20 protein-coding genes, 2 tRNA genes and 3 rRNA genes are annotated in these 26,916 nt (G+C 57.5%); 9 read left to right on the top strand and 16 right to left on the bottom strand.

Annotated elements, in window-relative coordinates; all coding sequences use genetic code 11:
* Positions 1 to 10 precede the first annotated feature (10 nt).
* From N2A98_RS09560 to N2A98_RS09550, 3 genes are all read right to left on the bottom strand, one after another.
* The gene (locus N2A98_RS09560) at positions 11 to 589 is read right to left on the bottom strand and encodes a DUF4174 domain-containing protein (RefSeq protein ID WP_069558322.1); all 579 of its coding nucleotides are present in this window, start codon (positions 587 to 589) and stop codon (positions 11 to 13) included.
* Positions 590 to 741: 152 nt separating this feature from the next.
* Positions 742 to 1,374 carry a glutathione S-transferase gene (locus tag N2A98_RS09555; RefSeq protein WP_078468200.1) on the bottom strand — a complete coding sequence of 211 codons (633 nt, stop codon included), beginning with the start codon at positions 1,372 to 1,374 and terminating at the stop codon, positions 742 to 744.
* Positions 1,375 to 1,420: 46 nt separating this feature from the next.
* Positions 1,421 to 3,778 carry a DNA polymerase II gene (locus N2A98_RS09550; RefSeq protein ID WP_275623315.1) on the bottom strand — a complete coding sequence of 786 codons (2,358 nt, stop codon included), beginning with the start codon at positions 3,776 to 3,778 and terminating at the stop codon, positions 1,421 to 1,423.
* 189 nt (positions 3,779 to 3,967) lie between these two features.
* Here N2A98_RS09550 and N2A98_RS09545 point away from each other — a divergent pair, with 189 nt between their 5' ends.
* Positions 3,968 to 6,727 carry an autotransporter domain-containing protein gene (locus N2A98_RS09545; RefSeq protein ID WP_275623314.1) on the top strand — a complete coding sequence of 920 codons (2,760 nt, stop codon included), beginning with the start codon at positions 3,968 to 3,970 and terminating at the stop codon, positions 6,725 to 6,727.
* Positions 6,728 to 6,783: 56 nt separating this feature from the next.
* On the opposite strand, the gene N2A98_RS09540 is transcribed toward N2A98_RS09545, so the two are convergent.
* A complete protein-coding gene (locus N2A98_RS09540) occupies positions 6,784 to 7,242 on the bottom strand; it encodes an SRPBCC family protein (RefSeq protein ID WP_275623313.1) in 459 nt (152 codons plus the stop codon).
* 98 nt (positions 7,243 to 7,340) lie between these two features.
* Here N2A98_RS09540 and N2A98_RS09535 point away from each other — a divergent pair, with 98 nt between their 5' ends.
* On the top strand, positions 7,341 to 7,742 hold the full coding sequence (locus tag N2A98_RS09535) for a GFA family protein (RefSeq protein ID WP_044273564.1): 402 nt from the start codon (positions 7,341 to 7,343) through the stop codon (positions 7,740 to 7,742).
* Position 7,743: 1 nt separating this feature from the next.
* On the opposite strand, the gene mrdA is transcribed toward N2A98_RS09535, so the two are convergent.
* The 6 genes from mrdA to N2A98_RS09505 form a co-directional block, all read right to left on the bottom strand.
* The gene (gene mrdA, locus N2A98_RS09530; RefSeq protein WP_032892540.1) at positions 7,744 to 9,636 is read right to left on the bottom strand and encodes a penicillin-binding protein 2; all 1,893 of its coding nucleotides are present in this window, start codon (positions 9,634 to 9,636) and stop codon (positions 7,744 to 7,746) included.
* A gap of 213 nt (positions 9,637 to 9,849) precedes the next feature.
* A 5S ribosomal RNA gene (rrf, locus tag N2A98_RS09525) occupies positions 9,850 to 9,965 on the bottom strand.
* A 158-nt stretch (positions 9,966 to 10,123) separates the two neighbouring features.
* Positions 10,124 to 13,015, bottom strand: a 23S ribosomal RNA gene (locus N2A98_RS09520).
* A gap of 247 nt (positions 13,016 to 13,262) precedes the next feature.
* A tRNA-Ala gene (locus tag N2A98_RS09515) sits at positions 13,263 to 13,338 on the bottom strand.
* Between the two features lie 30 nt (positions 13,339 to 13,368).
* Positions 13,369 to 13,445, bottom strand: a tRNA-Ile gene (locus N2A98_RS09510).
* An 81-nt stretch (positions 13,446 to 13,526) separates the two neighbouring features.
* A 16S ribosomal RNA gene (locus tag N2A98_RS09505) occupies positions 13,527 to 15,063 on the bottom strand.
* The 16S, 23S and 5S rRNA genes sit together here with 2 tRNA genes alongside, the layout of an rRNA operon.
* 642 nt (positions 15,064 to 15,705) lie before the next feature.
* Between N2A98_RS09505 and rhtA the strand changes: the two genes are divergently transcribed.
* The 4 genes from rhtA (at position 15,706) to N2A98_RS09485 (ending at position 18,493) form a co-directional block, all read left to right on the top strand.
* On the top strand, positions 15,706 to 16,593 hold the full coding sequence (gene rhtA, locus N2A98_RS09500; RefSeq protein WP_044267961.1) for a threonine/homoserine exporter RhtA: 888 nt from the start codon (positions 15,706 to 15,708) through the stop codon (positions 16,591 to 16,593).
* A 163-nt stretch (positions 16,594 to 16,756) separates the two neighbouring features.
* A complete protein-coding gene (locus N2A98_RS09495; protein ID WP_003190182.1) occupies positions 16,757 to 17,038 on the top strand; it encodes a hypothetical protein in 282 nt (93 codons plus the stop codon).
* A 98-nt stretch (positions 17,039 to 17,136) separates the two neighbouring features.
* A complete protein-coding gene (locus tag N2A98_RS09490; protein WP_044267957.1) occupies positions 17,137 to 17,868 on the top strand; it encodes an SDR family oxidoreductase in 732 nt (243 codons plus the stop codon).
* 34 nt (positions 17,869 to 17,902) lie between these two features.
* Positions 17,903 to 18,493, top strand: coding sequence for a 2-hydroxychromene-2-carboxylate isomerase (locus N2A98_RS09485; protein WP_044267955.1), 591 nt, complete (start codon positions 17,903 to 17,905; stop codon positions 18,491 to 18,493).
* 38 nt (positions 18,494 to 18,531) lie between these two features.
* On the opposite strand, the gene N2A98_RS09480 is transcribed toward N2A98_RS09485, so the two are convergent.
* The 3 genes from N2A98_RS09480 to N2A98_RS09470 form a co-directional block, all read right to left on the bottom strand.
* Positions 18,532 to 20,340, bottom strand: a complete 1,809-nt coding sequence (locus tag N2A98_RS09480; protein ID WP_078802835.1) for an aminopeptidase P family protein — start codon at positions 20,338 to 20,340, stop codon at positions 18,532 to 18,534.
* A gap of 49 nt (positions 20,341 to 20,389) precedes the next feature.
* Entirely contained in the window at positions 20,390 to 21,550 is a 1,161-nt protein-coding gene (locus tag N2A98_RS09475) for an aminotransferase class V-fold PLP-dependent enzyme (protein ID WP_275623312.1), read from the bottom strand.
* 231 nt (positions 21,551 to 21,781) lie between these two features.
* The gene (locus N2A98_RS09470) at positions 21,782 to 22,051 is read right to left on the bottom strand and encodes a hypothetical protein (RefSeq protein ID WP_044267944.1); all 270 of its coding nucleotides are present in this window, start codon (positions 22,049 to 22,051) and stop codon (positions 21,782 to 21,784) included.
* A gap of 267 nt (positions 22,052 to 22,318) precedes the next feature.
* On the opposite strand from N2A98_RS09470, the gene N2A98_RS09465 reads away from it, so the two are divergent.
* Positions 22,319 to 23,416, top strand: a complete 1,098-nt coding sequence (locus N2A98_RS09465) for a sigma-54 dependent transcriptional regulator (RefSeq protein WP_078802833.1) — start codon at positions 22,319 to 22,321, stop codon at positions 23,414 to 23,416.
* Here the strand turns inward: N2A98_RS09465 and N2A98_RS09460 are convergent.
* Complete coding sequence (locus N2A98_RS09460) at positions 23,405 to 23,770, bottom strand: antibiotic biosynthesis monooxygenase (protein WP_044267939.1); 366 nt, start codon at positions 23,768 to 23,770, stop codon at positions 23,405 to 23,407. The two genes, N2A98_RS09465 and N2A98_RS09460, sit on opposite strands and share 12 nt — an antisense overlap.
* A 100-nt stretch (positions 23,771 to 23,870) precedes the next feature.
* Here N2A98_RS09460 and soxR point away from each other — a divergent pair, with 100 nt between their 5' ends.
* Both soxR and N2A98_RS09450 read left to right on the top strand, forming a co-directional pair.
* Positions 23,871 to 24,320 (top strand): redox-sensitive transcriptional activator SoxR, encoded by a 450-nt coding sequence (gene soxR, locus N2A98_RS09455; RefSeq protein WP_044267936.1) that lies wholly within the window; start codon positions 23,871 to 23,873, stop codon positions 24,318 to 24,320.
* 84 nt (positions 24,321 to 24,404) lie between these two features.
* Positions 24,405 to 24,863, top strand: a complete 459-nt coding sequence (locus N2A98_RS09450; RefSeq protein ID WP_044267934.1) for a VOC family protein — start codon at positions 24,405 to 24,407, stop codon at positions 24,861 to 24,863.
* Between the two features lie 106 nt (positions 24,864 to 24,969).
* Here N2A98_RS09450 and N2A98_RS09445 read toward each other — a convergent pair whose 3' ends face one another.
* Together N2A98_RS09445 and N2A98_RS09440 are read right to left on the bottom strand one after the other, a co-directional pair.
* Positions 24,970 to 26,202 (bottom strand): MFS transporter, encoded by a 1,233-nt coding sequence (locus N2A98_RS09445; protein ID WP_044267932.1) that lies wholly within the window; start codon positions 26,200 to 26,202, stop codon positions 24,970 to 24,972.
* Positions 26,199 to 26,915 (bottom strand): 2OG-Fe dioxygenase family protein, encoded by a 717-nt coding sequence (locus tag N2A98_RS09440; RefSeq protein WP_044267930.1) that lies wholly within the window; start codon positions 26,913 to 26,915, stop codon positions 26,199 to 26,201. The genes N2A98_RS09445 and N2A98_RS09440 overlap by 4 nt, the downstream gene beginning before the upstream one ends.
* Position 26,916 lies beyond the last annotated feature (1 nt).

The raw sequence follows: 26,916 nt of genomic DNA, 5'->3' as shown, positions 1-26,916 counted from the left end.
GGGGACCGGTTCAATCCTCCAGTGGCTTGGGGGCTTTGCTGCCGGGTTTGGCGGGTTTGCTGCCCTTGGCCGGAGCCGCTGGCGCGACTGGAACAGGCTCTGGCTCCGCAGGTGCGGCAAGCTCCTTTTCCGCCTGAGGCATCTGGTCGATGGCGCTGAAGAATTCCTTCAGGTCGAGGCTGTCCGGCGGCACGGTTTTCTCGAGTTTCTTCTCGCCGTCCTTGCCGATCAGAATCACCTTGGTACCGCTGCCGACCCCGAGCTTGAGGGCGCGGATCAGCGCGTTGGTTTCAGGCGGTGTGAGCTTTTTACTGTCCTTGGGGTCCTTGGCGAACTTCTCCCCTTCGGCGCCAATGCTGCCGAATTTGACGGTGTAGAACACCATGCTGCGCTCTTCGAAGGACTGCTTGGTGGCAGCCTCTTCCAGTTGTTTCTTCAGCGTTGCCAGTGTCGGGTTTCCAGCATCAAGCTCCACGACCACCAGAGGGCGCGTCTTGCCCAATTCCTGCTTGAGCGGATTATCATCAGCGGCCAACAACGGCCCCGTAAAAGCCATCAAGGTAGCCAGGGTCAGCGACCGGATGAGCATGCGCACCTCCTTTGAATTCCATGCAGGGTTCTTGAGTTTCATGTCTGCGACAGCCAAATTCAAGGATGATTCCTACATCACTTTGAGAAGCGTAGGTCAGGAAGCCCGCTACGCAAGGGCTTGGACAGTGGCCTGGTCATTGTTTCTTCCGGTTACGAGACTTTCCACTGCGGCCAATGCCGGGCAAAAACGGGGGCCACGACAGGGTCAGCGTCTACCCGCTCCAGGCTCTGCGCAAAGCCCGGCGCCAGGTTGCCGAGCACCGCGCGCGCGTCGTCCCAACGCGACACCGCCGCCGCCATGATGCCCAGTGCATTCGGCACGTTGCTCGGGGTCAACAGCTGGCCGGCAAACTGATCGGCAAACACGACCCAGGCCTGATGCAGGTAGCGCCGTGTGCCGCTGACCAGTTGCGCTTGCTGCGCCTCATCGGCATTGCCCAACCAGCGTTGCGGGTAGTCGATGATGCCGATCGCCGAATAACAGTTGGCGGCGATGTAGAGCAAGCCGCGCAGGATCTGCGTACGATCGCCGGCCAGCAACTGGGCCTTGGGATACTCCAGGCCCAGGTGGATCAAGATCGCGGCGCTTTCGGTCAGTACCTGGCCATTTGGAGTAACCAGCGTGGGGATCTGCTTGAGTGGATTGATACGTGCAAGGGCGTCACTGCCCTCGCCGTCCTGCCAGGAACTGGCCTCCACGCGATGCCACGGCACTGCGCAGCGTTGCAGGGCAATTTCGATCATGCAGGAGCCGGATTCGTCGGTGCCATAGAGGGTGTACATGGGCGTTTCCTCCTGAGCTATGGGCAATATGGAGAGTGTCGATTAGCTAGAATAGCCCCATCTGCCCGCCCACCAAGGTGCTGAAATCATCATTCACGAACGGCAGGATTGCGTCGGCCACGGGCTGCAATTGGCGCGTGACGTAGTGGTCGTAGTCGATGGGCGCCTGACGCACTTCCAGCGGTTCCGGGCCGTTGACGCTGATGACGTAGCTGATCCAGCCACCGCGCTGGTACTGGCGCGGGCGGCCCAGGCGGTCGTTGTACTCGTCCGCCAGGCGCGCGGCGCGTACGTGGGGCGGGACGTTGCGTTCGTAGTCGTGCAAGGGCCGGCGCAGGCGTTTGCGGTAGATCAGCAACTCATCGAATTCGCCGCTCAAGGTACGCCGCACGTAGTCGCGTATGTAGTCCTGATGGGGTTGGCGATGGAAGATGCGTTGGTAGAGTTCCTGCTGGAATTGCCGGGCCAGGGGCGACCAGTCGCTGCGCACGGTTTCCAGGCCCTTGTAGACCATGTCTTCACTGCCATCTTCGCGTACGACCAGGCCGGCATAACGCTTTTTGCTGCCCTCCTCGGCGCCACGGATAGTCGGCATCAGGAAGCGGCTGAAGTGAGTTTCGTATTGCAGCTCCAGGGCGCTTTGCAGGCCATATTCGTTGCTCAGGTGCGCCCGCCACCAGTCGTTGACGTGTTGCACCAGCGCCAGGCCGATGCGATTGGCATCCTGCACAGAATGCGCACTGCCCAGCCAGACGAAGGTGGAGTCGGTGTCACCGTAAATCACCTCGTACCCTTGGGCCTCAACCAGCGCGCGGGTCTGGCGCATGATCTGGTGTCCCCGCAGGGTGATCGAGGACGCCAGCCGAGTGTCGAAGAACCGACAGCCGCTGGAGCCGAGCACACCGTAAAAGGCGTTCATGATGATCTTCAGTGCCTGGGAGAGCGGCGCATTGCGCTCGCGCTTGGCCTCTTCGCGGCCTTCGGACACGCGGGTGACGATGGACGGCAGGCAATGCCGGGTACGGGAGAAGCGCGCCCCGCGAAAGCCTTCCACCGAGTCGCTGTCGTCGGGATGCTTGAGGCCTTCGATCAAGCCCACCGGGTCGATGAGGAAACTGCGGATGATCGACGGGTAAAGGCTTTTGTAGTCCAGCACCAGCACCGACTCATAAAGGCCCGGGCGTGAGTCCATGACAAACCCGCCGGGGCTGGCTTGGGGCGGTTTGTCGCCCAGGTTCGGCGCAACAAACCCCTGGCGGTGCATCAACGGCATGTACAGGTGGGTGAAGGCGGCCACGGAACCGCCGTTACGGTCGGCCGGCAAGCCGGTGACGCTGGCGCGTTCGAGCAGGAACTTGAGCAGCTCGGTCTTCTCGAAAATCCGCGTGACCAGTTCGCAGTCCTTGAGGTTGTAGCGCGCCAGGGCGGGCTTGTCCTCAGCGAACATGCGGTTGATTTCATCCATGCGCTGGTACGGCGTGGAGATGTCCTTGCCTTCGCCGAGCAGGGTTTGCGCGACGTTTTCCAGGCTGAAGGATTCAAAACTCCAAGTCGCCGAACGCAGGGCTTCAATACCGTCGATGATCAACCGCCCCGCCGCCGCAGCGAAGTAGTGATTGCGGCTGCCGTGCTCACGCCAGGCCATGGCTTCACCACCACGTCCCAGCAACAGCGGCACGTTCAGGCGTTGGGCGTGTTCGTGGAGGACGCGCAGGTCGAACTGCACCACGTTCCAGCCGATGATCGCGTCGGGGTCAAATGTGGCCAGCCATTGGTTGAGGCGTTCGAGCAGTTGCGCGCGGGTGTCGCAATAGTCGAGCTTGAAATCCACCGCGTCGGTTTTGTTCGGCGGGCCGAGCATGTAGACCTGGCGCTCGCCGCAGCCTTCAAGGGCGATGGAGTAGAGATCGCCCTGGGCGGTGGTCTCGATGTCCAGGGACACCAGCTTCAAGGGCGGACGGTAGTCAGCGGCGGGCTTCATCTGCGCTTCGAGCAAGGTGCCGCTCGCATCCGGAGTGCCGCCGAACCACACCGGAGCGGTGATAAAACGCTCCATCATGTAGCGCTCGGGCGGGCGCACATCACCTTCGTAGACATCGACCCCGGCAGCGCGCAGGCGCTTTTCGATGTCCATCAACTGGCGGTGCTGGCGGGCATACAGGCCCAGGACCGGGCGGTGATGAAAGTCGCACAGCTGCAACGGGCGCAACTCAAGATCACGCTCGCCCTTGAGCAACCAATCGAGCGGCTTGCGGTAAGCCTCAGGGATGAACACCACCGAGGTTTGCACGGGTAGGCGAATGCACCGTGGCCCTTGGTCGGTGGCCAGCCAGAAGCTGACCTCCGTGCCCGCCGGGGTATCACGCCAATGCCGGGTCAGGACAAAACCCTGCTGTAAATCCACCGTACCGCACCTCAAGAATCGCATTCAGGGCGTGATTCTACTCGGCATCCGGTCCAAGGCGGCGGGTAAACGCATACCTAGCGCGCAATATCATAAAAAGGATGTCATCGTTTTTTAGGATAAGAATGCGCTGGCAATATCAAATGGCTATATAGGAAGATAGCGAGATTCAAGAAAAGGATTTCGCGCATGTCGTTCGTCCCCCGCCGTCTGGCCCTGACCATTTCGTTGATTGTTTCCGGCGCCTCGCTTTCTCCTGCCAGCCTTGCTCAAGCATTCATCGATACCCCAACCAATACCCCGCTCACCGTGGGCAGTGGCTATTTTTACAACCCCAGTTTGTGGGTGACCAAGACCGGCAGCATCACCACCCATACGACCGCCGTCAGCGTTCGCCAAAACCTGCCTGATTGGCAGCGCAATGTCTTCATTCAAAATGACGGCTCGATTACTGCCGATAGATTAGACGGGATCAGCCTGGGCGCTGCGACCGATGTGCGTATCGAAAATACCGGGGTAATCTCCGGCGCCCAGCATGCAATCTCAGGCGAACAACTCAATTTGCTGAGCAACGATGGCACGCTTGCCGGACGTGACGGCGCAGGGGTTTCGATAACGGGTGATGCCACGGTTTACAACGACGGCACGATCACTGGCGCACGAGAAGGACGCCTGGAGAATATCGACGGCGATGGCCTACGCATAGGAGGCATTGCCCACATCGAAAACTCTGGCGTTATCCGGGCATTGGGCGCCAGTGGAGCGGACAAAAATGGACGAGCCAACACCAGCGATGGAGTATCGATTGGCGGTGGCTACCTGTTCAACGGCGGCCGGTTTGATCCTTCCACAGGCATTCCACGTACCGGCTCAATCACAGGTACCGACAATGGCCTCTTAGTCAGTGATGGCCATGATGGGGCGGCAACCGGCGCAACGGAGCTGAGAAATTTCGTCGACCTGCGTGGGCTTGATGGCTATGGCGCGCGTTTTATCGGTAATTTCGACGACCGGGTATTCAACGGTGCCCTGATCAGCGGGGGTAATGGTGTAGCCCTGGACATGGGGGGCGGCAACGACACCTTGACGCTGTACCCCGGCGCCCGTTTTGAGGGGTTAGTTGACGGCGGCGCAGGGCATAACACCATGATTCTGGAGGGCTACCAATATTATCCTTCAGATACGCGTGAACCCGACGGGACGGTCGAGACGACGCGCAATTTTGACGTACTACAAGTGCGTCGCGGCTACTGGGTACTCAATGGTCGCGGCGATTTCAGCGAAGGCGCACGCCTCTCTGCCAATGGTCACTTAAACAACCAGGGCAACATCGCCGGTGACGTGATCGTCGACCAAGGCGCGACTTACCGGGGCCGAGGCTCAGTCAACAATCTTACCGTCAGCGGGAGATTGATCACGGATACCGTTGTCGGCGCTCCTCAGGTCAACGGCAACCTGATCATGAAGCCAGGCTCTGCATTCGAGTTCGCTACTTATCCCGACGGCAGTGCTGCGACAACCCATGTGGTCGGCAATGCCAGCCTCAACGGTGCCTATTTGTGGCCGCAGCCGGGTTACTCGATGGACTATCCCTGGCACAGCACGTACACGGTCCTGCAAGCAGGCAGCATCACGGGGACCTTTGATGACTCCAACCTGCGCAGCTACTACGCCTTCCTGACGCCAACACTCAGCTACGACAATAACCGGGTGAACCTGAGCTACACACGCAACGATGTCGAGTTCATCGATTACGCCCGTACCCGTAACGCCGCCCGCGCAGTCAACAGCATCGAGTCCATCACGTGGCGCCACTGGAGCAACTGGGATGGCAGTTTCCCCCCGCCCTCCATGATGCGAAACCCCAACCCGCTCTACGACGCGCTGCTGGCCACCTCGGAGACCACGGCCAGCGCCGCGCTTGAGGCCCTGGCAGGCAGCAGCAACGCCAACCTCGCCAGTGCCACACTGGCGGCCAGCAGCCAAGTGGGCACGTCCATGCTGTCGGCCATGCGCCAGATGAGCAGCAGTTCAAGCTTGCTCGTCGGGCTTGAGTCGGCGCAAACACCTGAGCTTGCCGTAACTGGCATCCCCAGCAGTGCGCGCAACTTGAATGATCCAAACGCACAAGGCCGTGTGTGGCTGCAAGGTCTCGGCAGCTACGGCAAGCTTGAGGGCCAGCACGGCAACGAGTCTTCACAGCAGCGTACACAAGGCAGCCTGCTGGGTATTGACTGGTCCTTATCGCCTCTCTGGCGCCTGGGTGTACTGGGCGGCTATTCGAAGACCGATATGGACAGCCACAACGTCGATAATTCATTACGCAGCTGGCACGCGGGGGCATATGCCGTACGCCAGGATGGCCCATTGGCGTTGCGCCTGGGGGCTGCGTACAGCCAACACAGGGGTAACAACAAGCGCACCGTAGAGTTCGCAGGTTTCAGCGAGCGACCCAAGGGTGATTACGACGCCGATAGCCAGCAAGCCTTTGCCGAACTGGGTTACATGCTGGGTAACGGCCGATTGAATATCGAACCCTTCGCCAACCTCGGCTATCAGCGCTATCACCGCGACAACTACCGCGAGAAAGGCGGCGATGCTTCACTCAAGGTGGATGCACAAACCCAGGACAATGTCAGCAGTACCTTCGGTGTGCGCCTGGCTCACCTGAGCCAACTGGACAATGGCATCAGCCTGACCCCGCAAGCCAGCTTCGGCTGGCGGCATCTGTATGGCAATGTCGACAGCAAGACTCGGCAGGCTTTTTTGATTGGCGGCGACGCCTTCGATATTGAAGGCAGCGCACTGGACCGCGACAGCTTGATGGTTGAAGTGGGATTGGCGGTGGGATTGTCTGCCCAGCAGAACCTGAGTATCGGCTACAACGGTGAGTTGGGCAGTAATAGCCGCAATCATGCGGTGGTTGGACAGTGGCAGATGAGTTTCTAAAGCAATCAAATGCACGCTGGCGTGAAGACGGGCATCAGCCATGATGCCCGTTCGGGTCAGGCTAGGCTCAGGTAGTTTTCGATATTGCCCATTTGCTCGTCCCAGCCACGGGAGTTCATCTTGAAAGCTTTCTGACGGCGCGCTTCGGGGACTTGGTCAAAACCGGATTCGACGACCCGCAAGAGGATGCCAGGAGCGCGATCTTCAATCGTGAACTCCACCAGCGTCGGTGTCTCCTTGTCGTAGTCGATGCCCTCTTCCACTGCGAAAGGATGCCACCAGAAAGAAAACAGCGTTTGGGGCAGGATGCGTTCGATCCTGGCCTTCCACACGACATGTTCGTAACCTTTGTAGGTAATGGGTGCTTCGATGGTTTCTCCGGCCACAAAGGTTTTACCTTCAAGTGCGATACCGAACCACTGACCAAATTGATCGGCCTGCGTGAGTGCCTCCCAGACCTGTTTACGTGATGCGTTGAGCAGGACTTCGCGTTCGATGCGATCTAATACGTGCATAAGTCACCTCCTTCATTGAACAGTAGGCGACATCAACCAATGCGCAACCTTGCGTTGTGCGCGATGATGATGACCCCCTCCTTGCCTGGCCATAGGTTATGACTGACCCACTGAATGGAAGTTGCTTGTGCAAAGGCGTGCGCTACCAAGTGGACAGCCTGGACATGCCCATCAGCCACTGCCACTGCGAAAGCTGCCGCAAGGCACACGCGGCCGCGTTTGTTGCCACGGCCGGGGTGATGCGTGAGCATTTTCGCTGGACGCAGGGTGAGGAACTGCTGTCGTCCTTTGAATCTTCGCCGGGCAAATTCAGACATTTCTGCTCGCGCTGCGGCTCACATCTGATCGCTGAACGTGGGCATCAGCCCCACGTGATTGTGCGGGTGGCGACGCTGGATGAGGATCCGGGCGTCAGGCCCACCTCGCATATCTGGACGGCCCATGAAGTGCCCTGGCTTGCCTATGACGGCGTAGCGCGCTGGGACGAGTGGAGGGTTTGAGTCAAACCCGTGGATCACCCGGTGCCTTGGCCGGCGCCGCATATTGCGGCTTGAGGTGGCCTTCCTGGTCGAGCAGCCAGGCATCCATGATCTGTCGCACCACAGGCCCGGCTACACGGCCGCCAGCCTCACCGTTTTCGATCATGACTGAAATCACGATTTTCGGATGTTCGGCCGGGGCAAAGCCGACGAACAAAGCGTTATCGCGATGCCGCTCCAAGGTCTTGTTGCGGTTGTAGCGCTCACCCTGTTTGATCGCCACCACCTGGGCGGTACCACTCTTGCCGGCGATACGGTATTGGGCGCCTTGCGCTGCCGCTCGGGCGATACCGCGGGGATCGTGCATCACCAATTGCATGCCGTGGTTGACCTGCTCCCAGTCACGTGGGTCTTTGAGCACAACGTTGGGCATCGGGTGTTCATCTACCGGAGCCACACCGTTGATGGTCTTGGCCAGGTGCGGCCGGTTCCATACACCTTTGTTGGCGATCAATGCTGTGGCCTGGGCCAATTGCAGCGGTGTCACTTGCATATAACCTTGGCCAATGCCGAGGATCACGGTTTCGCCGGGGAACCACGGCTGGCGACGGGTCGCACGCTTCCAGGCTTGGGATGGCATCAGGCCGGCAGATTCTTCGAACATATCCAGGGACACTTTCTGGCCCAGGCCGAATTCGGCCAGATAGTCGTGCAGGCGGTCGATCCCGAGCTTATGGGCCAGGTCGTAGAAGTAAGTGTCGTTGGAACGCATGATGGCCGCGTCCATGTCCACCCAGCCGTCACCGCTGTGGTTCCAGTTGCGGTATTTGTGGTCAAAGTCTGGCAACTGATAATAACCTGGGTCGAAGACTCGGGTTTGTGGGGTAACAACCCCACTGTCGAGACCGGCGATGGCCACTTCCGGCTTGATGGTTGAGCCTGGCGCATAGAGACCGCGTAGCACGCGGTTGAACAGCGGCCGGTCAATGGAGTCGTGCAGCGCGGCGTACTCCTTGAAGCTGATGCCGGTGACGAACAGGTTCGGATCGAAACTCGGTTTGCTGACCATCGCCAGTACTTCACCGGTTTGCGGGTCCAGGGCGACTACCGAACCACGACGGTCGCCCAAGGCCTCTTCGGCGGCTTCCTGTAGCTTGACGTCGAGGCTCAGTACGATGTTTTTGCCAGGGATCGGATCGGTGTGCTTGAGCACGCGCAGCACACGACCCTGTGCGTTGGTCTCCACCTCTTCATAACCGACATGGCCATGCAGTTCTGACTCGTAAAAGCGCTCGATTCCGGTTTTGCCGATGGATTGGGTACCGCGGTACTCCACCGAATCAAGGGTCTTGGACTCTTTTTCGTTGATGCGACCGACGTAGCCGATAGAGTGGGCAAAGTGCGCGCCCAGAGGGTAATGGCGAACAAATTGTGGCTCGACGTCCACCCCAGGTAGGCGGAACTCGTTGACGGCCAAAACGGCGATCTGCTCTTCGGTCAACTCGTAGAACAACGTGACGGGAACAAACGGGTGACGGGCCTGCTTGAGCGCCTTATCAAACACCGCCCGGTCTTCGGCAGGCAGGTGCAACAGATTGACGATTTCGTCCAGTTCACCCTTGAGGTCGGCTGTGCGCTCACGGGTGATGGTCAGGTTGTAACTCGGCCGGTTGTCGGCCAGGACTACGCCATTGCGGTCATAGATCAAGCCCCGAGTCGGTGTGATGGGCAAGACGTGGACCCGGTTGTTTTCGGAAATTGTGGAGTGGTAGTCGTACTGCACCACCTGCAGGAAATACATGCGCCCTACCAGCGCGCACGTGATCCCAATCACCAACAACGCGCAGGCGAGCAAGCGCTTGTTGACCAGGCGGTTTTCTTTCTCGTGATCTTTGATAGGTATCGGTTCAGGCATTTCTACAGCATCTCGTTGGAAAAGGTCGACGCCGCATCCTGCGGATAAAGATCAATCCTTGTGAAAATGTGCTGCACCATAGCAAAAATGCAGAAACACTTTGTATCGAATTCCCTCAACGGCAGCTTATTTAATGTTGCCAGAAGCGCTGGAATTTTCGAGCGCCCAAAACAAAACCCCAACTGCTTTCGCAATTGGGGTTTCGGAATTTAATCTTGACGATGACCTACTCTCACATGGGGAAACCCCACACTACCATCGGCGATGCATCGTTTCACTGCTGAGTTCGGGATGGGATCAGGTGGTTCCAATGCTCTATGGTCGTCAAGAAATTCGGGTACTGAGTCGTGACCAGCTGGTCTCGCTTCAGCAAATTGGGTATGTGACAGCTTTCGGTGTTTTGTGAGCGTCGAACTTTCGGTTCATCTTCGTCTTCACACACCGCAATCTGATGCTCGTTAGAGTAGTCAAATTGCTTGGGTGTTATATGGTCAAGCCTCACGGGCAATTAGTATTGGTTAGCTCAACGCCTCACAGCGCTTACACACCCAACCTATCAACGTCGTAGTCTTCGACGGCCCTTCAGGGAACTCAAGGTTCCAGTGAGATCTCATCTTGAGGCTAGTTTCCCGCTTAGATGCTTTCAGCGGTTATCTATTCCGAACATAGCTACCCGGCAATGCCACTGGCGTGACAACCGGAACACCAGAGGTTCGTCCACTCCGGTCCTCTCGTACTAGGAGCAGCCCCTCTCAAATCTCAAACGTCCACGGCAGATAGGGACCGAACTGTCTCACGACGTTCTAAACCCAGCTCGCGTACCACTTTAAATGGCGAACAGCCATACCCTTGGGACCGGCTTCAGCCCCAGGATGTGATGAGCCGACATCGAGGTGCCAAACACCGCCGTCGATATGAACTCTTGGGCGGTATCAGCCTGTTATCCCCGGAGTACCTTTTATCCGTTGAGCGATGGCCCTTCCATACAGAACCACCGGATCACTAAGACCTACTTTCGTACCTGCTCGACGTGTCTGTCTCGCAGTCAAGCGCGCTTTTGCCTTTATACTCTACGACCGATTTCCGACCGGTCTGAGCGCACCTTCGTACTCCTCCGTTACTCTTTAGGAGGAGACCGCCCCAGTCAAACTACCCACCATACACTGTCCTCGATCCGGATAACGGACCTGAGTTAGAACCTCAAAGTTGCCAGGGTGGTATTTCAAGGATGGCTCCACGCAGACTGGCGTCCACGCTTCAAAGCCTCCCACCTATCCTACACAAGCAAATTCAAAGTCCAGTGCAAAGCTATAGTAAAGGTTCACGGGGTCTTTCCGTCTAGCCGCGGATACACTGCATCTTCACAGCGATTTCAATTTCACTGAGTTTCGGGTGGAGACAGCGCCGCCATCGTTACGCCATTCGTGCAGGTCGGAACTTACCCGACAAGGAATTTCGCTACCTTAGGACCGTTATAGTTACGGCCGCCGTTTACCGGGGCTTCGATCAAGAGCTTCGCGTTAGCTAACCCCATCAATTAACCTTCCGGCACCGGGCAGGCGTCACACCCTATACGTCCACTTTCGTGTTTGCAGAGTGCTGTGTTTTTAATAAACAGTCGCAGCGGCCTGGTATCTTCGACCGGCATGAGCTTACGGAGCAAGTCCTTCACCCTCACCGGCGCACCTTCTCCCGAAGTTACGGTGCCATTTTGCCTAGTTCCTTCACCCGAGTTCTCTCAAGCGCCTTGGTATTCTCTACCCAACCACCTGTGTCGGTTTGGGGTACGGTTCCTGGTTACCTGAAGCTTAGAAGCTTTTCTTGGAAGCATGGCATCAACCACTTCGTTATCTAAAAGATAACTCGTCATCAGCTCTCGGCCTTAGAATCCCGGATTTACCTAAGATTCCAGCCTACCACCTTAAACTTGGACAACCAACGCCAAGCTGGCCTAGCCTTCTCCGTCCCTCCATCGCAATAACCAGAAGTACAGGAATATTAACCTGTTTTCCATCGACTACGCTTTTCAGCCTCGCCTTAGGGACCGACTAACCCTGCGTCGATTAACGTTGCGCAGGAAACCTTGGTCTTTCGGCGTGGGTGTTTTTCACACCCATTATCGTTACTCATGTCAGCATTCGCACTTCTGATACCTCCAGCAAGCTTCTCAACTCACCTTCACAGGCTTACAGAACGCTCCTCTACCGCATCACTTACGTGATACCCGTAGCTTCGGTGTATGGTTTGAGCCCCGTTACATCTTCCGCGCAGGCCGACTCGACTAGTGAGCTATTACGCTTTCTTTAAAGGGTGGCTGCTTCTAAGCCAACCTCCTAGCTGTCTAAGCCTTCCCACATCGTTTCCCACTTAACCATAACTTTGGGACCTTAGCTGACGGTCTGGGTTGTTTCCCTTTTCACGACGGACGTTAGCACCCGCCGTGTGTCTCCCATGCTCGGCACTTGTAGGTATTCGGAGTTTGCATCGGTTTGGTAAGTCGGGATGACCCCCTAGCCGAAACAGTGCTCTACCCCCTACAGTGATACATGAGGCGCTACCTAAATAGCTTTCGAGGAGAACCAGCTATCTCCGAGCTTGATTAGCCTTTCACTCCGATCCACAGGTCATCCGCTAACTTTTCAACGGTAGTCGGTTCGGTCCTCCAGTTAGTGTTACCCAACCTTCAACCTGCCCATGGATAGATCGCCCGGTTTCGGGTCTATTCCCAGCGACTAGACGCCCTATTAAGACTCGCTTTCGCTACGCCTCCCCTATTCGGTTAAGCTCGCCACTGAAAATAAGTCGCTGACCCATTATACAAAAGGTACGCAGTCACCCAACAAAGTGGGCTCCCACTGCTTGTACGCATACGGTTTCAGGATCTATTTCACTCCCCTCTCCGGGGTTCTTTTCGCCTTTCCCTCACGGTACTAGTTCACTATCGGTCAGTCAGTAGTATTTAGCCTTGGAGGATGGTCCCCCCATATTCAGACAAAGTTTCTCGTGCTCCGTCCTACTCGATTTCATGACTAAGAGATTTTCGCGTACAGGGCTATCACCCACTATGGCCGCACTTTCCAGAGCGTTCCGCTAATCTCAAAGCCACTTAAGGGCTAGTCCCCGTTCGCTCGCCACTACTAAGGGAATCTCGGTTGATTTCTTTTCCTCAGGGTACTTAGATGTTTCAGTTCCCCTGGTTCGCCTCTTGCACCTATGTATTCAGTACAAGATAACCATCTTATGATGGCTGGGTTCCCCCATTCAGACATCTCCGGATCAAAGTCTGTTTGCCGACTCCCCGAAGCTTTTCGCAGGCTACCACGTCTTTCATCGCCTCTGACTGCCAAGGCATCCACCGTATGCGCTTCTTCACTTGACCATATAACCCCAAGCAATCTGGTTATACTGTGAAGACGACATTCGCCGAAAATTCGAATTTCTCAGTTAAGAGAACTCACAAATTTTACCTTAGCCTGATCCGTTACCAGTGAAAGTAACGTTCAGTCTATCTTTCTATCACATACCCAAATTTTTAAAGAACGAACTAGTCAAAGACTAGAAATCAACATTCACCATCACCACGATGGAATGCTCATTTCTAAGCTTTATACAAACAGAAGCAGTAGTGGTGGAGCCAAACGGGATCGAACCGTTGACCTCCTGCGTGCAAGGCAGGCGCTCTCCCAGCTGAGCTATGGCCCCGTATTTCTACAGGCGTTTCCCACACAAAATTGGTGGGTCTGGGCAGATTCGAACTGCCGACCTCACCCTTATCAGGGGTGCGCTCTAACCAACTGAGCTACAGACCCAATTTCGGGCTGCTTCTTTCGTCTTCTTCAATGAATCAAGCAATTCGTGTGGGAACTTATGGAGCAGCTGATGTCGTCGATTAAGGAGGTGATCCAGCCGCAGGTTCCCCTACGGCTACCTTGTTACGACTTCACCCCAGTCATGAATCACACCGTGGTAACCGTCCTCCCGAAGGTTAGACTAGCTACTTCTGGTGCAACCCACTCCCATGGTGTGACGGGCGGTGTGTACAAGGCCCGGGAACGTATTCACCGCGACATTCTGATTCGCGATTACTAGCGATTCCGACTTCACGCAGTCGAGTTGCAGACTGCGATCCGGACTACGATCGGTTTTATGGGATTAGCTCCACCTCGCGGCTTGGCAACCCTCTGTACCGACCATTGTAGCACGTGTGTAGCCCAGGCCGTAAGGGCCATGATGACTTGACGTCATCCCCACCTTCCTCCGGTTTGTCACCGGCAGTCTCCTTAGAGTGCCCACCATGACGTGCTGGTAACTAAGGACAAGGGTTGCGCTCGTTACGGGACTTAACCCAACATCTCACGACACGAGCTGACGACAGCCATGCAGCACCTGTCTCAATGTTCCCGAAGGCACCAATCTATCTCTAGAAAGTTCATTGGATGTCAAGGCCTGGTAAGGTTCTTCGCGTTGCTTCGAATTAAACCACATGCTCCACCGCTTGTGCGGGCCCCCGTCAATTCATTTGAGTTTTAACCTTGCGGCCGTACTCCCCAGGCGGTCAACTTAATGCGTTAGCTGCGCCACTAAAAGCTCAAGGCTTCCAACGGCTAGTTGACATCGTTTACGGCGTGGACTACCAGGGTATCTAATCCTGTTTGCTCCCCACGCTTTCGCACCTCAGTGTCAGTATTAGTCCAGGTGGTCGCCTTCGCCACTGGTGTTCCTTCCTATATCTACGCATTTCACCGCTACACAGGAAATTCCACCACCCTCTACCATACTCTAGTCAGTCAGTTTTGAATGCAGTTCCCAGGTTGAGCCCGGGGATTTCACATCCAACTTAACAAACCACCTACGCGCGCTTTACGCCCAGTAATTCCGATTAACGCTTGCACCCTCTGTATTACCGCGGCTGCTGGCACAGAGTTAGCCGGTGCTTATTCTGTCGGTAACGTCAAAATTGCAGAGTATTAATCTACAACCCTTCCTCCCAACTTAAAGTGCTTTACAATCCGAAGACCTTCTTCACACACGCGGCATGGCTGGATCAGGCTTTCGCCCATTGTCCAATATTCCCCACTGCTGCCTCCCGTAGGAGTCTGGACCGTGTCTCAGTTCCAGTGTGACTGATCATCCTCTCAGACCAGTTACGGATCGTCGCCTTGGTGAGCCATTACCTCACCAACTAGCTAATCCGACCTAGGCTCATCTGATAGCGCAAGGCCCGAAGGTCCCCTGCTTTCTCCCGTAGGACGTATGCGGTATTAGCGTCCGTTTCCGAACGTTATCCCCCACTACCAGGCAGATTCCTAGGCATTACTCACCCGTCCGCCGCTCTCAAGAGAAGCAAGCTTCTCTCTACCGCTCGACTTGCATGTGTTAGGCCTGCCGCCAGCGTTCAATCTGAGCCATGATCAAACTCTTCAGTTCAAACATCTTTGGGTTTTTAAGAAACCCTAAACTTGGCTCAGCAATCGTTGGTTACATCTTTGATTTCTCGCGGAGTAACTTGTGATGCTGATAATCTTGTTGACTATCAGTCTGACTCCACAAGCACCCACACGAATTGCTTGATTCAGTTGTTAAAGAGCGGTTGGTTAAGATCTTTCGTCTTAACCGAGGCGCGCATTCTACAGCAGCCTCATTTGCTGTCAAGTGGTTATTTTCAGAAGTTTTCGAAGAATTCTTCAACAACTTCAACCACTTGCGCTTGCGATCTCTCGTAAGCGGGAGGCGAATTCTACAGCGTTACACGCTGCTGTCAACACCTCTTTTTCAACTTCCTTTTGGCTTCGATGAACTGAAGCAACTTGCTGTCGATAACTGCGTAACTCATTGTTTACCAAGGAGTTTTCCGTTTCGACTGCGCCGGAAGTGGGGCGAATTATAGGCTTCCAGAATCTGCCGTCAACCCCATTATTCGGTTTTTCTATCAAAAACCTCAAAAAACCGATGCTTCCACTATATAGATAGCTACGAGTCAGTTTTTGCGCAATATATTGCTCATTCGCTAACAGTTAAGCATCATAGCGCCACGTATTTATCGACCATGACTTCGGAAGAACTCCCGCAATGACCCCCCCTCCTCGCAGCCTGGCATCCGCATTGTTTCCGATCGGCCTGCTATTAATCGCCATGGCGTCCATCCAATCCGGTGCGTCATTGGCCAAAAGCATGTTCCCTATTGTTGGCGCACAAGGCACCACCGCTCTGCGTTTGATTTTCGCCAGTGTGATCATGCTGGTGCTATTACGCCCATGGCGCGCCACGCTGACGGCCAAGTCCCTGCGCACGGTGATCATTTACGGGATGGCGCTGGGCGGCATGAACTTCCTCTTCTATATGTCCCTTCGCACCGTACCGCTGGGGATCGCAGTAGCACTCGAATTCACAGGCCCGCTTGCCGTCGCTATCTATGCCTCACGCCGGGCTGTCGACTTCCTGTGGATTGCCCTGGCGATCATCGGCCTACTGCTGTTGATTCCAATGGGCGAGGCCAGTAGCGGTATCGACTGGGTCGGCGCGGCTTACGCGCTGGGCGCAGGCGGATGCTGGGCCCTCTATATCTTGTTTGGCCAAAAGGCTGGGAACGACAATGGTGTTCAGACCGCCGCACTCGGCGTGATGATTGCCGCCCTGTTCGTCGCACCGATCGGCATCGTGCATGCTGGCGCCGCGCTGCTGACGCCCGCCCTGATCCCTATCGCCATCGGCGTCGCGATTCTGTCCACGGCCTTGCCGTACACGTTGGAGATGGTTGCACTCACGCGCCTTCCCGCCCGTACGTTCGGCACGTTGATGAGTATCGAACCGGCGTTCGGCGCCCTATCCGGCCTGTTCTTTCTGCATGAGCATTTATCTCTGGCCCAATGGCTGGCCATCACCTGCATTATCCTCGCGTCCGTAGGCGCTACGTTGACGATGCGCAACGAATCCAAACCGCTAGTACCCGCCGACTGATCATCTTTAAAGTCCGCTCTGGTATTTGCCGCTCATTTAGGCCATGTTTAGGCCGTAACCGAATGTCATTCATGGAGAATTTCGACACGGACAGCATGAACGCTTCGCTCGAGAGCGAGTAAAGCGGCTCTGTTCTTTTGCAGGGCGGCTATTAAGGATGGGAATGAAACGAATTTTGATACTGTTGCTGGTTGTGGGCATCGCTGGCTGTGCTGCAACCACAAAAACAGAAGTGAAACGGGGTAAGAAAGGGCTGCATATCAACTGTTCGGGCCTGTCCTCCTCCTGGGACCAGTGCTACACCAGTGCTGCCAACTCATGCGGCGCCAAGGGCTACCGGGTGATCGCCAAATCCGGCGATAACTCCGAGGAGCCTGGGGACTATCCCTTCGGTCTCAACCCTGCCGGCTATACCAGCCGCAGCATGATCGTCATCTGCAAATAGTTGCCCGAGCAGTCTGTCCTGACTGCTCATCTTAAATCCCGGCCATTTGCGGCATGAAGGCTAAACTCCTGCTCGACCATCGAGCCAATGGAGTTCCCATGCCGCACAACAAGAAAATCGTATTAGTCGTGGGTGCCGGTGACGCAACCGGCGGCGCCATAGCCAAACGCTTTGCCCGCGAAGGTTACATCGCCTGCGTCACCCGTCGCAGCGCCGACAAACTGCAGCCCCTGGTAGACAGCATTCAATCAGCCGGCGGTGAAGCCCATGGCTTTGCCTGTGATGCGCGTAAAGAAGAAGACGTGATCGCACTGGTCGAGCAAATCGAAACCGAGCTGGGGCCTATTGAAGCGTTCGTCTTCAACATCGGCGCCAATGTACCTTGCAGCATTCTGGAAGAAACCGCGCGCAAGTACTTCAAGATCTGGGAGATGGCGTGCTTTTCTGGCTTCTTGAACGCACGGGAAGTCGCCAAGCGCATGGTCACGCGTAACCGCGGCACTATCCTGTTCACCGGCGCCACCGCCGGCTTACGTGGAAGCGCCGGGTTTGCCGCCTTCGCCGGCGCCAAACACGGAATACGCGCCCTGGCACAAAGCATGGCGCGGGAGCTGGGCCCGATGAACATCCATGTCGCCCATGTGGTGGTCGACGGTGCCATCGATACCGACTTCATTCGCGAGAATTTCCCGCAAAAATACGCCCTCAAGGATCAGGACGCCCTCCTCAACCCGGACCATATTGCCGACAACTACTGGTTCCTGCACACCCAGCCACGGGACGCCTGGACGTTCGAACTGGACCTGCGCCCCTGGAACGAAACCTGGTGACTCCCTCTATAACAATAAGCAGTGAGTACAGACCATGAGTAAAACCCTGGAGTTCTTCTTTGATCTCGGCAGCCCCGCCACTTACCTGGCCTATACCCAGTTGCCAGCGCTGTGCGCCCAAACCGGCGCACAGGTGGTGTATCAACCGATGCTGTTGGGTGGTGTATTCAAGGCCACGGGCAATGCCTCACCGATCACGGTGCCTGCCAAGGGGCGATACATGCTCGATGACCTGGCGCGTTACGCCAAACGCTACAACGTGCCGCTCAGGTTCAACCCACACTTTCCCATCAATACCTTGTTGCTGATGCGCGCTGTCACCGGCATTCAAATCCACCAGCCTGAGCGCTTCCTCGACTTCATCGACTGTCTGTTCCGAGCACTCTGGGTGGAAGGCCATCACCTGGGCGACCCAGAGGTCGTGGCCACTGTGCTCACCGAACAGGGGTTCGATCCCGAGCAGGTACTGGCCCTGTCAAACGATGCAGCCGTCAAGGACGCTCTCAAGGACAAAACCGAACAAGCCATTAAGCGCGGCGTGTTCGGCGCTCCCAGTTTCTTTGTAGGAAACCAGCTGTTCTTCGGCCAGGACCGTCTGGACTTTGTGCGTGAAGCCCTCAGCTAGATGTCGATTGCAGCCGGCAATGCCCCGGCTGCAACCGATCAAATCGCCGCAGTGCGCACCTGCAACCATTCAAGCGCTGCACCATCGAGCAGCGGGCTCAAACGCTCACGCACCTGGGCGTGATACGCGTTGAACCATTCACGCTCATCCGCCGTCAGCAACGACGGCTCCAGGCACCGGGTATCAATCGGGCACAGGGTCAGGGTTTCGAACTTGAGGAATTCGCCAAACTCGGTCTTGCCCGCTTCACGGTTCAACACCAGGTTCTCAATGCGCACGCCCCAACGGCCAGGGCGATAAGTACCCGGCTCAATTGACGTAATCATCCCTGGCTGCATCGCCGTTTGTGGCGCCGCAGCGGCTTGATAGGCAATCACCTGCGGGCCCTCATGCACGTTGAGGAAATAACCTACGCCGTGGCCTGTACCGTGACCGTAGTCCACGCCTTCTGCCCAGATCGGTGCCCGGGCAATGGCATCCAGCAACGGTGAAAGAATGCCTTTGGGGAACTGCGCACGGGACAGGGCAATCACGCCCTTGAGTACCCGCGTGCAATCGCGCTTCTGTTCTTCACTCGGTGTACCGATGGGCACCATCCGCGTGATGTCCGTGGTTCCGCCCAGGTACTGGCCGCCCGAGTCGATCAACAACAAGCCATCACCTTCGATCAGCGCATGCTCTTCTTCGGTGGCGTGGTAATGCGGCATCGCGCCGTTGGCATTGAAGGCGGCAATGGTGTTGAAGCTCAGCGATACATAGCCTGGGCGGCGGGTACGCGCAGCGGTCAGGTGTTCGTCAATCGTCAGTTCGGTAATGCGCTCGCGGCCCAGGGCACTGTCGAGCCAGGCAAAGAATTCGCACAGCGCCGCACCATCCTGTTCCATGGCTTGGCGGATATGTTCCGCGTCTGCCAGGCTCTTGCGGGATTTGGCCAGTGTGGTGGGGTTGAGGCTTTCAACCAGCTTGACGCTCGCGTCGAGGTTTTCCAGCAAGCCGGCAGTGACGCGGGCGGGGTCTACTTGCAAGCTTGCGCCCGCCGGTACCGCTCGCAGCGCTTGCGCCACCTCGCTGTAATCACGCAGGGTCACGCCATCCTGCTCAAGCACCGCCCGCAGTTGCGCATTGACCTTGCCCAACGCCACAAACAAAGTCGCCTGCTGTTGATTGATCAAGGCAAAGGACACAAACACCGGATTGAACGACACATCAGCGCCGCGCAGGTTGAATAGCCAGGCGATGTCATCCAGCGTCGCGATAAAATGCCAGTCGGCGCCCTTGTCTTTCAAACTGGCGCGCAAAGCGGCCAGTTTCTCGCCACGACTGACCGTGGCCTGGGGCGGCAGATGCTGATAGATCGGCTGGTTCGGCAATGCCGGGCGGTCTTGCCAGACTTCATTGAGCACATCGATATCGGTACGCAGACGCGCGCCGCGCTCGGCCAACTTGCCACCCAGGGTACGTGCCGAGGCCACGGCCATGACCGCACCGTCCACCGCCACCACGCCACCCTCAGGGGTTTGCTCGGCCAGCCACTCCAGCGGCCCAGGCTGACCCGGTTGCAGCTTCACCAACTCGATACCGCTGCCCTTGAGTTCCTTGGTCGCCTGTTCCCAGTAACGGCTGTCCGCCCAGACCCCGGCAAACTCCGCCGTGACGATCAGGGTGCCCACCGAACCATGAAAGCCGGACAACCACTGACGCCCTTGCCAGTAACCCGGCAAATATTCGGACAGGTGCGGGTCCGCCGATGGCACCAGCAGGGCATGAATGCCTTCGCGGCGCATCAGTTCACGGGTGTGCGCCAGGCGCTGGGGAACCGTTCCATGGGTCAAAGGCTGCGTACTCATTGTGTCTCCTGCTAACCACTAATAATTGTTATGTGTTGCGAATGATAAATCAGACCGCCCAGAATGCCGGCGCGCTCGCCAACGCCGCCTTGATCAACTGCGCGGCCTGGTCGATATCCTGTTCGGTGGTGAACCGGCCCAGGCTCAAGCGAATAGTGCGAGCGGCACTGCGCGCGTCATGCCCCAAGGCCAGGAGCACATGGGACGGCGCATTGCTGGCCGAATTGCACGCTGAAGTCGCGGAAAAGGCAATGCCTGCACTCAATGCGGCTGAATTGAATTCGCCTTCGCTGAACGTAAGGCTCAAGGTGTGCGCAATACGCTGGGTCGGGCTGCCATTAAGACGCAACCCGGCTACCGACGCCAGTTGATCCAGCAGGCGCTGGCGAAGTGCGACAATCGTGGCCTTCTCATCGGCGAAAGACGCCGCCGCCAAGGCAAACGCCGCGCCCATGCCGGCAATCTGATGAGTCGCCAAGGTGCCGGAGCGCAAACCGCCTTCGTGGCCACCCCCATGAATCTGCGCCAATACCTTCTGCTGCGCCCGCGGCCCGACATATAACGCGCCGATACCCTTGGGCCCATACAGCTTGTGAGCAGAGAACGACATCAAGTCCACCGGCCACTGGGCCAGGTCGATAGCCACCTTGCCCGCCCCTTGCGCCGCGTCCACATGGAACAACGCGCCCTGCTCACGCACCCGCGCGCCAATGGCCGGGATATCGTTGAGGGTTCCCAGTTCGTTGTTGACCAGCATCAGCGAGACCAGAAAGGTGTCCTCGCGCAAGGCTTCGCTGACCGCCTCGACGCTGATCAAGCCGTCTGCATCCGGTACCAGGTAAGTCACTGCCACACCGGCTTCCTGCAATTGCCTCGCGGTGTCCAGCGTGGCCTTGTGTTCGATCTGGCTGGTGATGACATGCCCACCCGCCACACCTCGCGCCTGGGCCACGCCCTTGAGCGCAAGGTTGTTGGATTCTGTGGCACCGGAGGTCCAGACGATCTGCTCGGCCTCGGCCCCCACCAACTCAGCCACTTGGCGACGCGCCTGTTCAACCTTCTGCCTAGCCGCTTGGCCGAATGCATGGGAACTGGACGCAGGGTTGCCGAAATGGGCGTTGAAACCCAGACACTCGACCATCACCTGGATAACTCGCTCATCCACCGGCGTGGTGGCGGCGTAGTCGAAATACAACGGACGTTTATTCATGAGGTTAAAACTCGCAGAGCGTATTCCCAAGAGCAGCGTCTCGGGGGCATCGACCAGAACAGAGGTCGTCAGGTTTAACCGATCGAATGCCATTAAAGAAGGTAACTTTATTTAAATGTGCGTAGGAACGCTCCTGGAATTGAGCTTAACAGGCTGAAGTAGCCCCATGGCAAACAAAAAGCCCGAGGTTCCTTGTGGAAAGCCTCGGGCTTTTTGCTGCAAGAAGCGCGCTCAACTGGGGCGGCCATGCAGGACCACGCTGCGCTCGGCGTTCATTTCACCTTGGCGATCAAAACCGAAAGGCTTTTGTGGCTGGGCAAGCAACGCGGCGCGCTGGCGTTGATAGTCGTCAAACGACAAGCCGCGACGGCCCAGGGCCTCCAGGGCCAACTGCTTGGTTTCCTCGGCCGTATAGGGACGCAACTCCGGGGAAGGCTGGGTCGCACAACCCGCAAGGACAGAGGTGACAAGTAAAAAGGAAACAGCGAGGAAACGGTTCATGGCGTTGGCCCTGCGAAGGTGGTTTCGAGTCAATGAACACAGGCTACTCCCGGCCTCTCTCGCTGAAAAATCATCGTCCGTGATAGTCGCTATCACGCGTATTGGCGCCTAAGGCGGGAACACCTCCATATTCATTTAAGTTCTATAAATATAGAAACACCTTCATTTACGAATTAAGACGCTACCTCTATAAAGACTTTGCGTGCAGCCCGCTGCCCATCAGGCAACAGCCCTTCAACAAAGCCCGAACTCCCATGAGAGGTCACCATGCAGCTGTTCACCCTGCCGCCCTCGCCTGCCCTAGCCACCTCGATCCGCGCCACAGCCCAGGTTTTCGAAGACCCAAAGTCCCAGGCCCTGCTCGACCATATCCAGCAAGTGGCCCCCAGCGAAGCCAGCGTGCTGATCATTGGCGAAACCGGCACCGGCAAAGAACTTGTTGCGCGGCATATCCACCACCTTAGTGCGCGGCGAAACCGGCCCTTCGTGGCGGTGAACTGCGGGGCCTTTTCGCAATCCCTGGTGGAAGCCGAGTTGTTCGGCCATGAGAAAGGCGCCTTTACCGGTGCCCTCAGCGCCAAGGCCGGCTGGTTCGAAGAGGCTCACGGCGGCACCTTGTTTCTAGATGAGATCGGCGATTTGCCAATGGCCATCCAGGTCAAGCTGCTGCGGGTGCTACAGGAGCGCGAAGTGGTGCGCCTGGGTTCGCGCAAGAGCATTGCTATCAATGTGCGAGTCCTGGCCGCCACCAATGTACAACTGGAGAAAGCCATCAACGCCGGGCATTTCCGTGAAGACCTCTACTACCGCCTCAATGTAGTCAGCCTGGCATTGCGCCCGCTGCGCGAACGTACCGGCGATATCCTGCCGCTGACCCGGCACTTCATCCAAACCTACAGCCAGCGCCTGGGCTACGGCCCGATCAGCGTGAGCCACGAGGCCGAGCACAAGCTAAAGCGCTACAGCTGGCCGGGCAATATCCGTGAGCTGGAAAACGTGATTCATCACACCCTGCTGATCTGCCGCAATGCCGTGATCGAACCCGACGACCTGCGCCTGTCGAGCCTGCGCATCGAACGCCAGAACGACAGCGACACCGATCCTGGTGCAGAAGCCCTGCTGGCGCGGGCGTTTCAAAAGCTCTTCGAGGAACAGGCCGGCGCCCTGCATGAAAAGGTCGAGGACGCTTTATTGCGCGCTGCCTATCGCTTCAGCCACTCCAACCAGGTGCACACCGCCAATCTGCTGGGCCTGAGCCGCAACGTCGCACGCGCTCGCCTGATCAAGATCGGCGAACTGGCGGTAAACAAGCGCAGCCCTGGGGGAAATAGGCAGGGCGAACGGATGCTGCATCTATCCATTTAGCCGGCAGTGCAGGGCATCGTCCTGACTGCGCTCAAAACTGCGCAGTACCTGGAATGTGCCAAAGGTCACGGCCGTGGCCCGGTGAGCACGGATCAGCGTCCAGAAATCTTCGCCGCCTTGCTCAAAACATTTGAAGGCGGCTTCACCCTCCTCGCGCGATTGCCATTGCAAATAATTGAGCACCCGCCGCCCGTCATCGCTGACCTGTACGCTGGCACCCAAGAAGCCGTCATGGCGCATGGCCAGACGCTCGCTCTGGGTGGTCAAGGCGGCCACCAGGGCGGATTGCTGACGGGGTTCGATGTGAAATTCGATCAGTTGAGTGAAGCTGCGATTCTTCTCTGATACCTGCATGAAAACTCCCCTCTCTCTGTAGGCAGAATCTTGCGATTCGATGCGACGCAGGGTAAAACCTCTAGTTAAGTCGAGGTCAAGCACTGTTTGGGAGAGGTTTATGCTCACTAAGGAACTCAGCGTCGGTCAGCTCGCTGCCCGCAGCGGCGTGGCGGTGACCGCCCTGCACTTCTACGAGGCGAAAGGGTTGATCAAGAGCAATCGCAATGCCGGTAACCAGCGGCGTTACCCACGGGATGTGCTGCGCCGGGTGGTGCTGATCAAGATCGCCCAGCGCTTGGGTATTCCGCTGGCCTCCATTGGCGAGGCATTGCAGGCGTTGCCCGATGGGCGCACACCCAATGCTCAAGACTGGGAGCGCCTGTCGGCGTTGTGGCGTGAAGACCTGGATGAGCGCATCAACAAGCTGATGCTGCTGCGCGACAAGCTCAATGGTTGCATCGGGTGCGGGTGCCTGTCGATGGAAGCGTGCCCGTTGCGCAATCAGGACGATAAGCTCGCCGAGTATGGGCCAGGCGCCCAGTTGCTGGAGCCCACCACACAGCCTTGATAAAAGCACCTCGTCGGTTGCCCGCAGGCCACGCATTACCTGGCCTATAGTGAAATGCTCGTACCTCGACTCAAGGAGAACGTTATGAGCGTTAAAGCTATTCCCGAGGGTTATCACGGCATTACCCCCTATCTGGGCATCAACGAGGCCGCAAAGGCGATCGAGTTCTACAAGAAGGCCTTTGGCGCCTCAGTGTTCATGCGCCTGGACATGCCTGACGGCCGGGTCGGCCATGCGGAGCTGCGCATTGGCGAAGCGGTGATCATGCTGGGCACGCCCTGCGACGAAACGGCCCTGCGCAATCCGGACGCACATCCCAGTGTCGGCCTGCACCTGTATGTGAATGACGTGGACAAACAATTCAAACAGGCGGTTGATGCCGGCGCCAGCGTGGTGTCCAAGCCGCAGGATCAGTTCTATGGAGATCGCTCGGCGAGTGTGAAGGATCCGTTCGGGCACCTGTGGTTCCTGGCCACCCATAAAGAGGACCTGACCGAGGAGCAAATCCGCCAGCGTGCCATGGAGATGTTCAAGCAAAATTAACCCTGTGGGCGTGAGCTTGCTCGCGCCTGCAACACGCCACACCTTGCCCCAGGTTCCAACCGGCCTGCTCCGGCAAATTAAAGGCCTCTGTGGCGTTTGGAACACGTCAAGGGTTCGTCGATCTGACACCCCGGTAGGCATTGCGCCCCAGCCATATCGTCATGACCAACAAGGCGGTCAATGGCAGCCCATGGAACAACACGATCACCTGGGCCGGCGTCCACGTCACATAGAACGGCCCGACCACCAGCATGCCCACGCCAAAACCGGCCATCTGGATCAGGGTCAAGAGGCTGAACAGCGGCAAGCGCAAGCTATCGGGCTCGCTTTGCGCACGGGAGATCAACGCCACCTCGGACAATCCATCGCCCAGCCCTGCCCACACCACCAGCAACAGCGCCAGCCACAGTTCGGTCTGCTGGAATGTCAGGATAAAGCCGCTGGACATCAACGCCACACCGAGCATGAACAAGCGCTCCATGCCTTGGGTGCCACGACCTTTCAACACTGCACTGGCGATGCGCGCGCCAACAAACTTGCCACAGGCCCATACGGCCAGCAGATAGCCCATGACCGTCTTGGCCGTGTCCGGTGAAATGTACTGCGACAGCACCGGCCAGCCAACGTTATGGGCCGCACTGCCGAGGGTGTCGAGCATACTGATCAGCAACATCGCAGCCAGCACCGGCGCACCGCGCAACCCCGTAGTCAGCTCGTGCCATTCGGCGCCGAGCCCGCGATGGACGGCAACAGCAACGCTATATAACGCGCGCAAGGGCAAGACCAGGCAAGCGGCAATCATATAGGTGCCGATGTTGACGGCAAACACCGCTTCAAATCCGCCCGTGGCGATCAACAAGCCGGAGAGCAAACTGCCGAAGACCGCGCCGGTGGCGGCCGCCGAGGTGATCCATGCGTTGGTATTCACCCGCTGTTCAAGCGCGACCCAGGTGGGCAACTGACTGTTGAGGCCAATGGCAAACAGCGAATTGCACAGGCCGATGCCGAAGGCGATAAAGGGAAGAAGGGTGAGTTGATGGGCCGGTAACAACACCAACAGGGGCGTCAGCAACAGCGCCCGGGCCAGGTCCAACCCCGCCAACGTCCCACGCCCTGCAAACCGCCGGAAAAACGGGATGCCAAACAGGCTCGCGACAATCCCGCCGGTGACCCGGCACGCCAGGAAGATGCTGACAAACACTACGCTCTGGCTGAGCCAGTACACATAAGTGGACAACGCCACCATGTTGAGGAACGCGCCAAAATCCGACACACCGCGGGCAAAGATGATCAGGCGAGCGTTGCGGGTCGACAGATTCAGTTGTTGATCGTGGCTCATGCAGACTGTGCCTCCTCGACACGGCGCAGGCTTACCAAGAGCACATCGCGCCAGGCCGGTGCCGTCTCCACCCGCGGTCGCACCTCCCCGGCCCGATGGTAGAAGCCACGGTCGTTGATCACGATAGTCTCCAGAAATTTCTCCATCGGCAGTTTCAGCAGCCGGCTGTGCTCCGTTTCGTCGGCAAACACCTCCGACAGCACCGGCACCGTGTTGCATTCGCCAATAAAGTGCATAAACACCCAATCCAGGCCGTCCTGGTGAATCCCCGATGTGGTCGGGCTGCTCGATGACACATCCGCCCGCACCCGGAACTGATGAATATCGATCGTATAGGTCTGTTCGCCCAGGTGCGGGGCAATCACCGCAAGGTCCGTCGCCAGCAGCTTGTGCATGAGTGGGTGCTCGATAAAGCCTTCCTCGCTATAGCTCAGGTGGTTCACGCCCTGGCGATAGTTCACCGCGTAGGTGACCGGCGATTTGAACGCCGTATTCCTGTCGATCTGCAATTGCCGTGACGGTAACAGACGATAGCGCAAGATGCGCCGTTCGCGGTGGGTATAAGTCCTGAACGCCTCGTCGCGCACCAGGTTGTCCCAATACGCCCGAAAGCTTTGCTCCTCACCGGGTTCAACGTTGACCAGTTCGCGAAAGTCCGGGCGATGACAGAAGTGATGTTCGCGCAAAAGCGCCGAAATCTGAGGGATGTCCATA

This window comes from Pseudomonas sp. FJ2-5-13, from assembly GCF_029201605.1.
Taxonomy (GTDB): Bacteria; Pseudomonadota; Gammaproteobacteria; order Pseudomonadales; family Pseudomonadaceae; genus Aquipseudomonas; species Aquipseudomonas lactis.
Note: the sequence above shows the minus strand (reverse complement) of the source record. Positions and strands in the feature narration are given on the sequence as shown.

Coding starts and splice junctions, on each gene's coding strand:
- mrdA (WP_032892540.1), bottom strand. CDS start 9,636: ATGCCTGAACCGATACCTATCAAAGATCACGAGAAAGAAAACCGCCTG.
- N2A98_RS09470 (WP_044267944.1), bottom strand. CDS start 22,051: ATGAACCGTTTCCTCGCTGTTTCCTTTTTACTTGTCACCTCTGTCCTT.
- N2A98_RS09545 (WP_275623314.1), top strand. CDS start 3,968: ATGTCGTTCGTCCCCCGCCGTCTGGCCCTGACCATTTCGTTGATTGTT.
- N2A98_RS09465 (WP_078802833.1), top strand. CDS start 22,319: ATGCAGCTGTTCACCCTGCCGCCCTCGCCTGCCCTAGCCACCTCGATC.
- N2A98_RS09560 (WP_069558322.1), bottom strand. CDS start 589: ATGCTCATCCGGTCGCTGACCCTGGCTACCTTGATGGCTTTTACGGGG.
- N2A98_RS09555 (WP_078468200.1), bottom strand. CDS start 1,374: ATGTACACCCTCTATGGCACCGACGAATCCGGCTCCTGCATGATCGAA.
- N2A98_RS09540 (WP_275623313.1), bottom strand. CDS start 7,242: ATGCACGTATTAGATCGCATCGAACGCGAAGTCCTGCTCAACGCATCA.
- N2A98_RS09535 (WP_044273564.1), top strand. CDS start 7,341: ATGACTGACCCACTGAATGGAAGTTGCTTGTGCAAAGGCGTGCGCTAC.
- N2A98_RS09460 (WP_044267939.1), bottom strand. CDS start 23,770: ATGCAGGTATCAGAGAAGAATCGCAGCTTCACTCAACTGATCGAATTT.
- N2A98_RS09445 (WP_044267932.1), bottom strand. CDS start 26,202: ATGAGCCACGATCAACAACTGAATCTGTCGACCCGCAACGCTCGCCTG.
- N2A98_RS09475 (WP_275623312.1), bottom strand. CDS start 21,550: ATGAATAAACGTCCGTTGTATTTCGACTACGCCGCCACCACGCCGGTG.
- N2A98_RS09490 (WP_044267957.1), top strand. CDS start 17,137: ATGCCGCACAACAAGAAAATCGTATTAGTCGTGGGTGCCGGTGACGCA.
- N2A98_RS09450 (WP_044267934.1), top strand. CDS start 24,405: ATGAGCGTTAAAGCTATTCCCGAGGGTTATCACGGCATTACCCCCTAT.
- N2A98_RS09495 (WP_003190182.1), top strand. CDS start 16,757: ATGAAACGAATTTTGATACTGTTGCTGGTTGTGGGCATCGCTGGCTGT.
- N2A98_RS09485 (WP_044267955.1), top strand. CDS start 17,903: ATGAGTAAAACCCTGGAGTTCTTCTTTGATCTCGGCAGCCCCGCCACT.
- N2A98_RS09440 (WP_044267930.1), bottom strand. CDS start 26,915: ATGGACATCCCTCAGATTTCGGCGCTTTTGCGCGAACATCACTTCTGT.
- soxR (WP_044267936.1), top strand. CDS start 23,871: ATGCTCACTAAGGAACTCAGCGTCGGTCAGCTCGCTGCCCGCAGCGGC.
- N2A98_RS09480 (WP_078802835.1), bottom strand. CDS start 20,340: ATGAGTACGCAGCCTTTGACCCATGGAACGGTTCCCCAGCGCCTGGCG.
- rhtA (WP_044267961.1), top strand. CDS start 15,706: ATGACCCCCCCTCCTCGCAGCCTGGCATCCGCATTGTTTCCGATCGGC.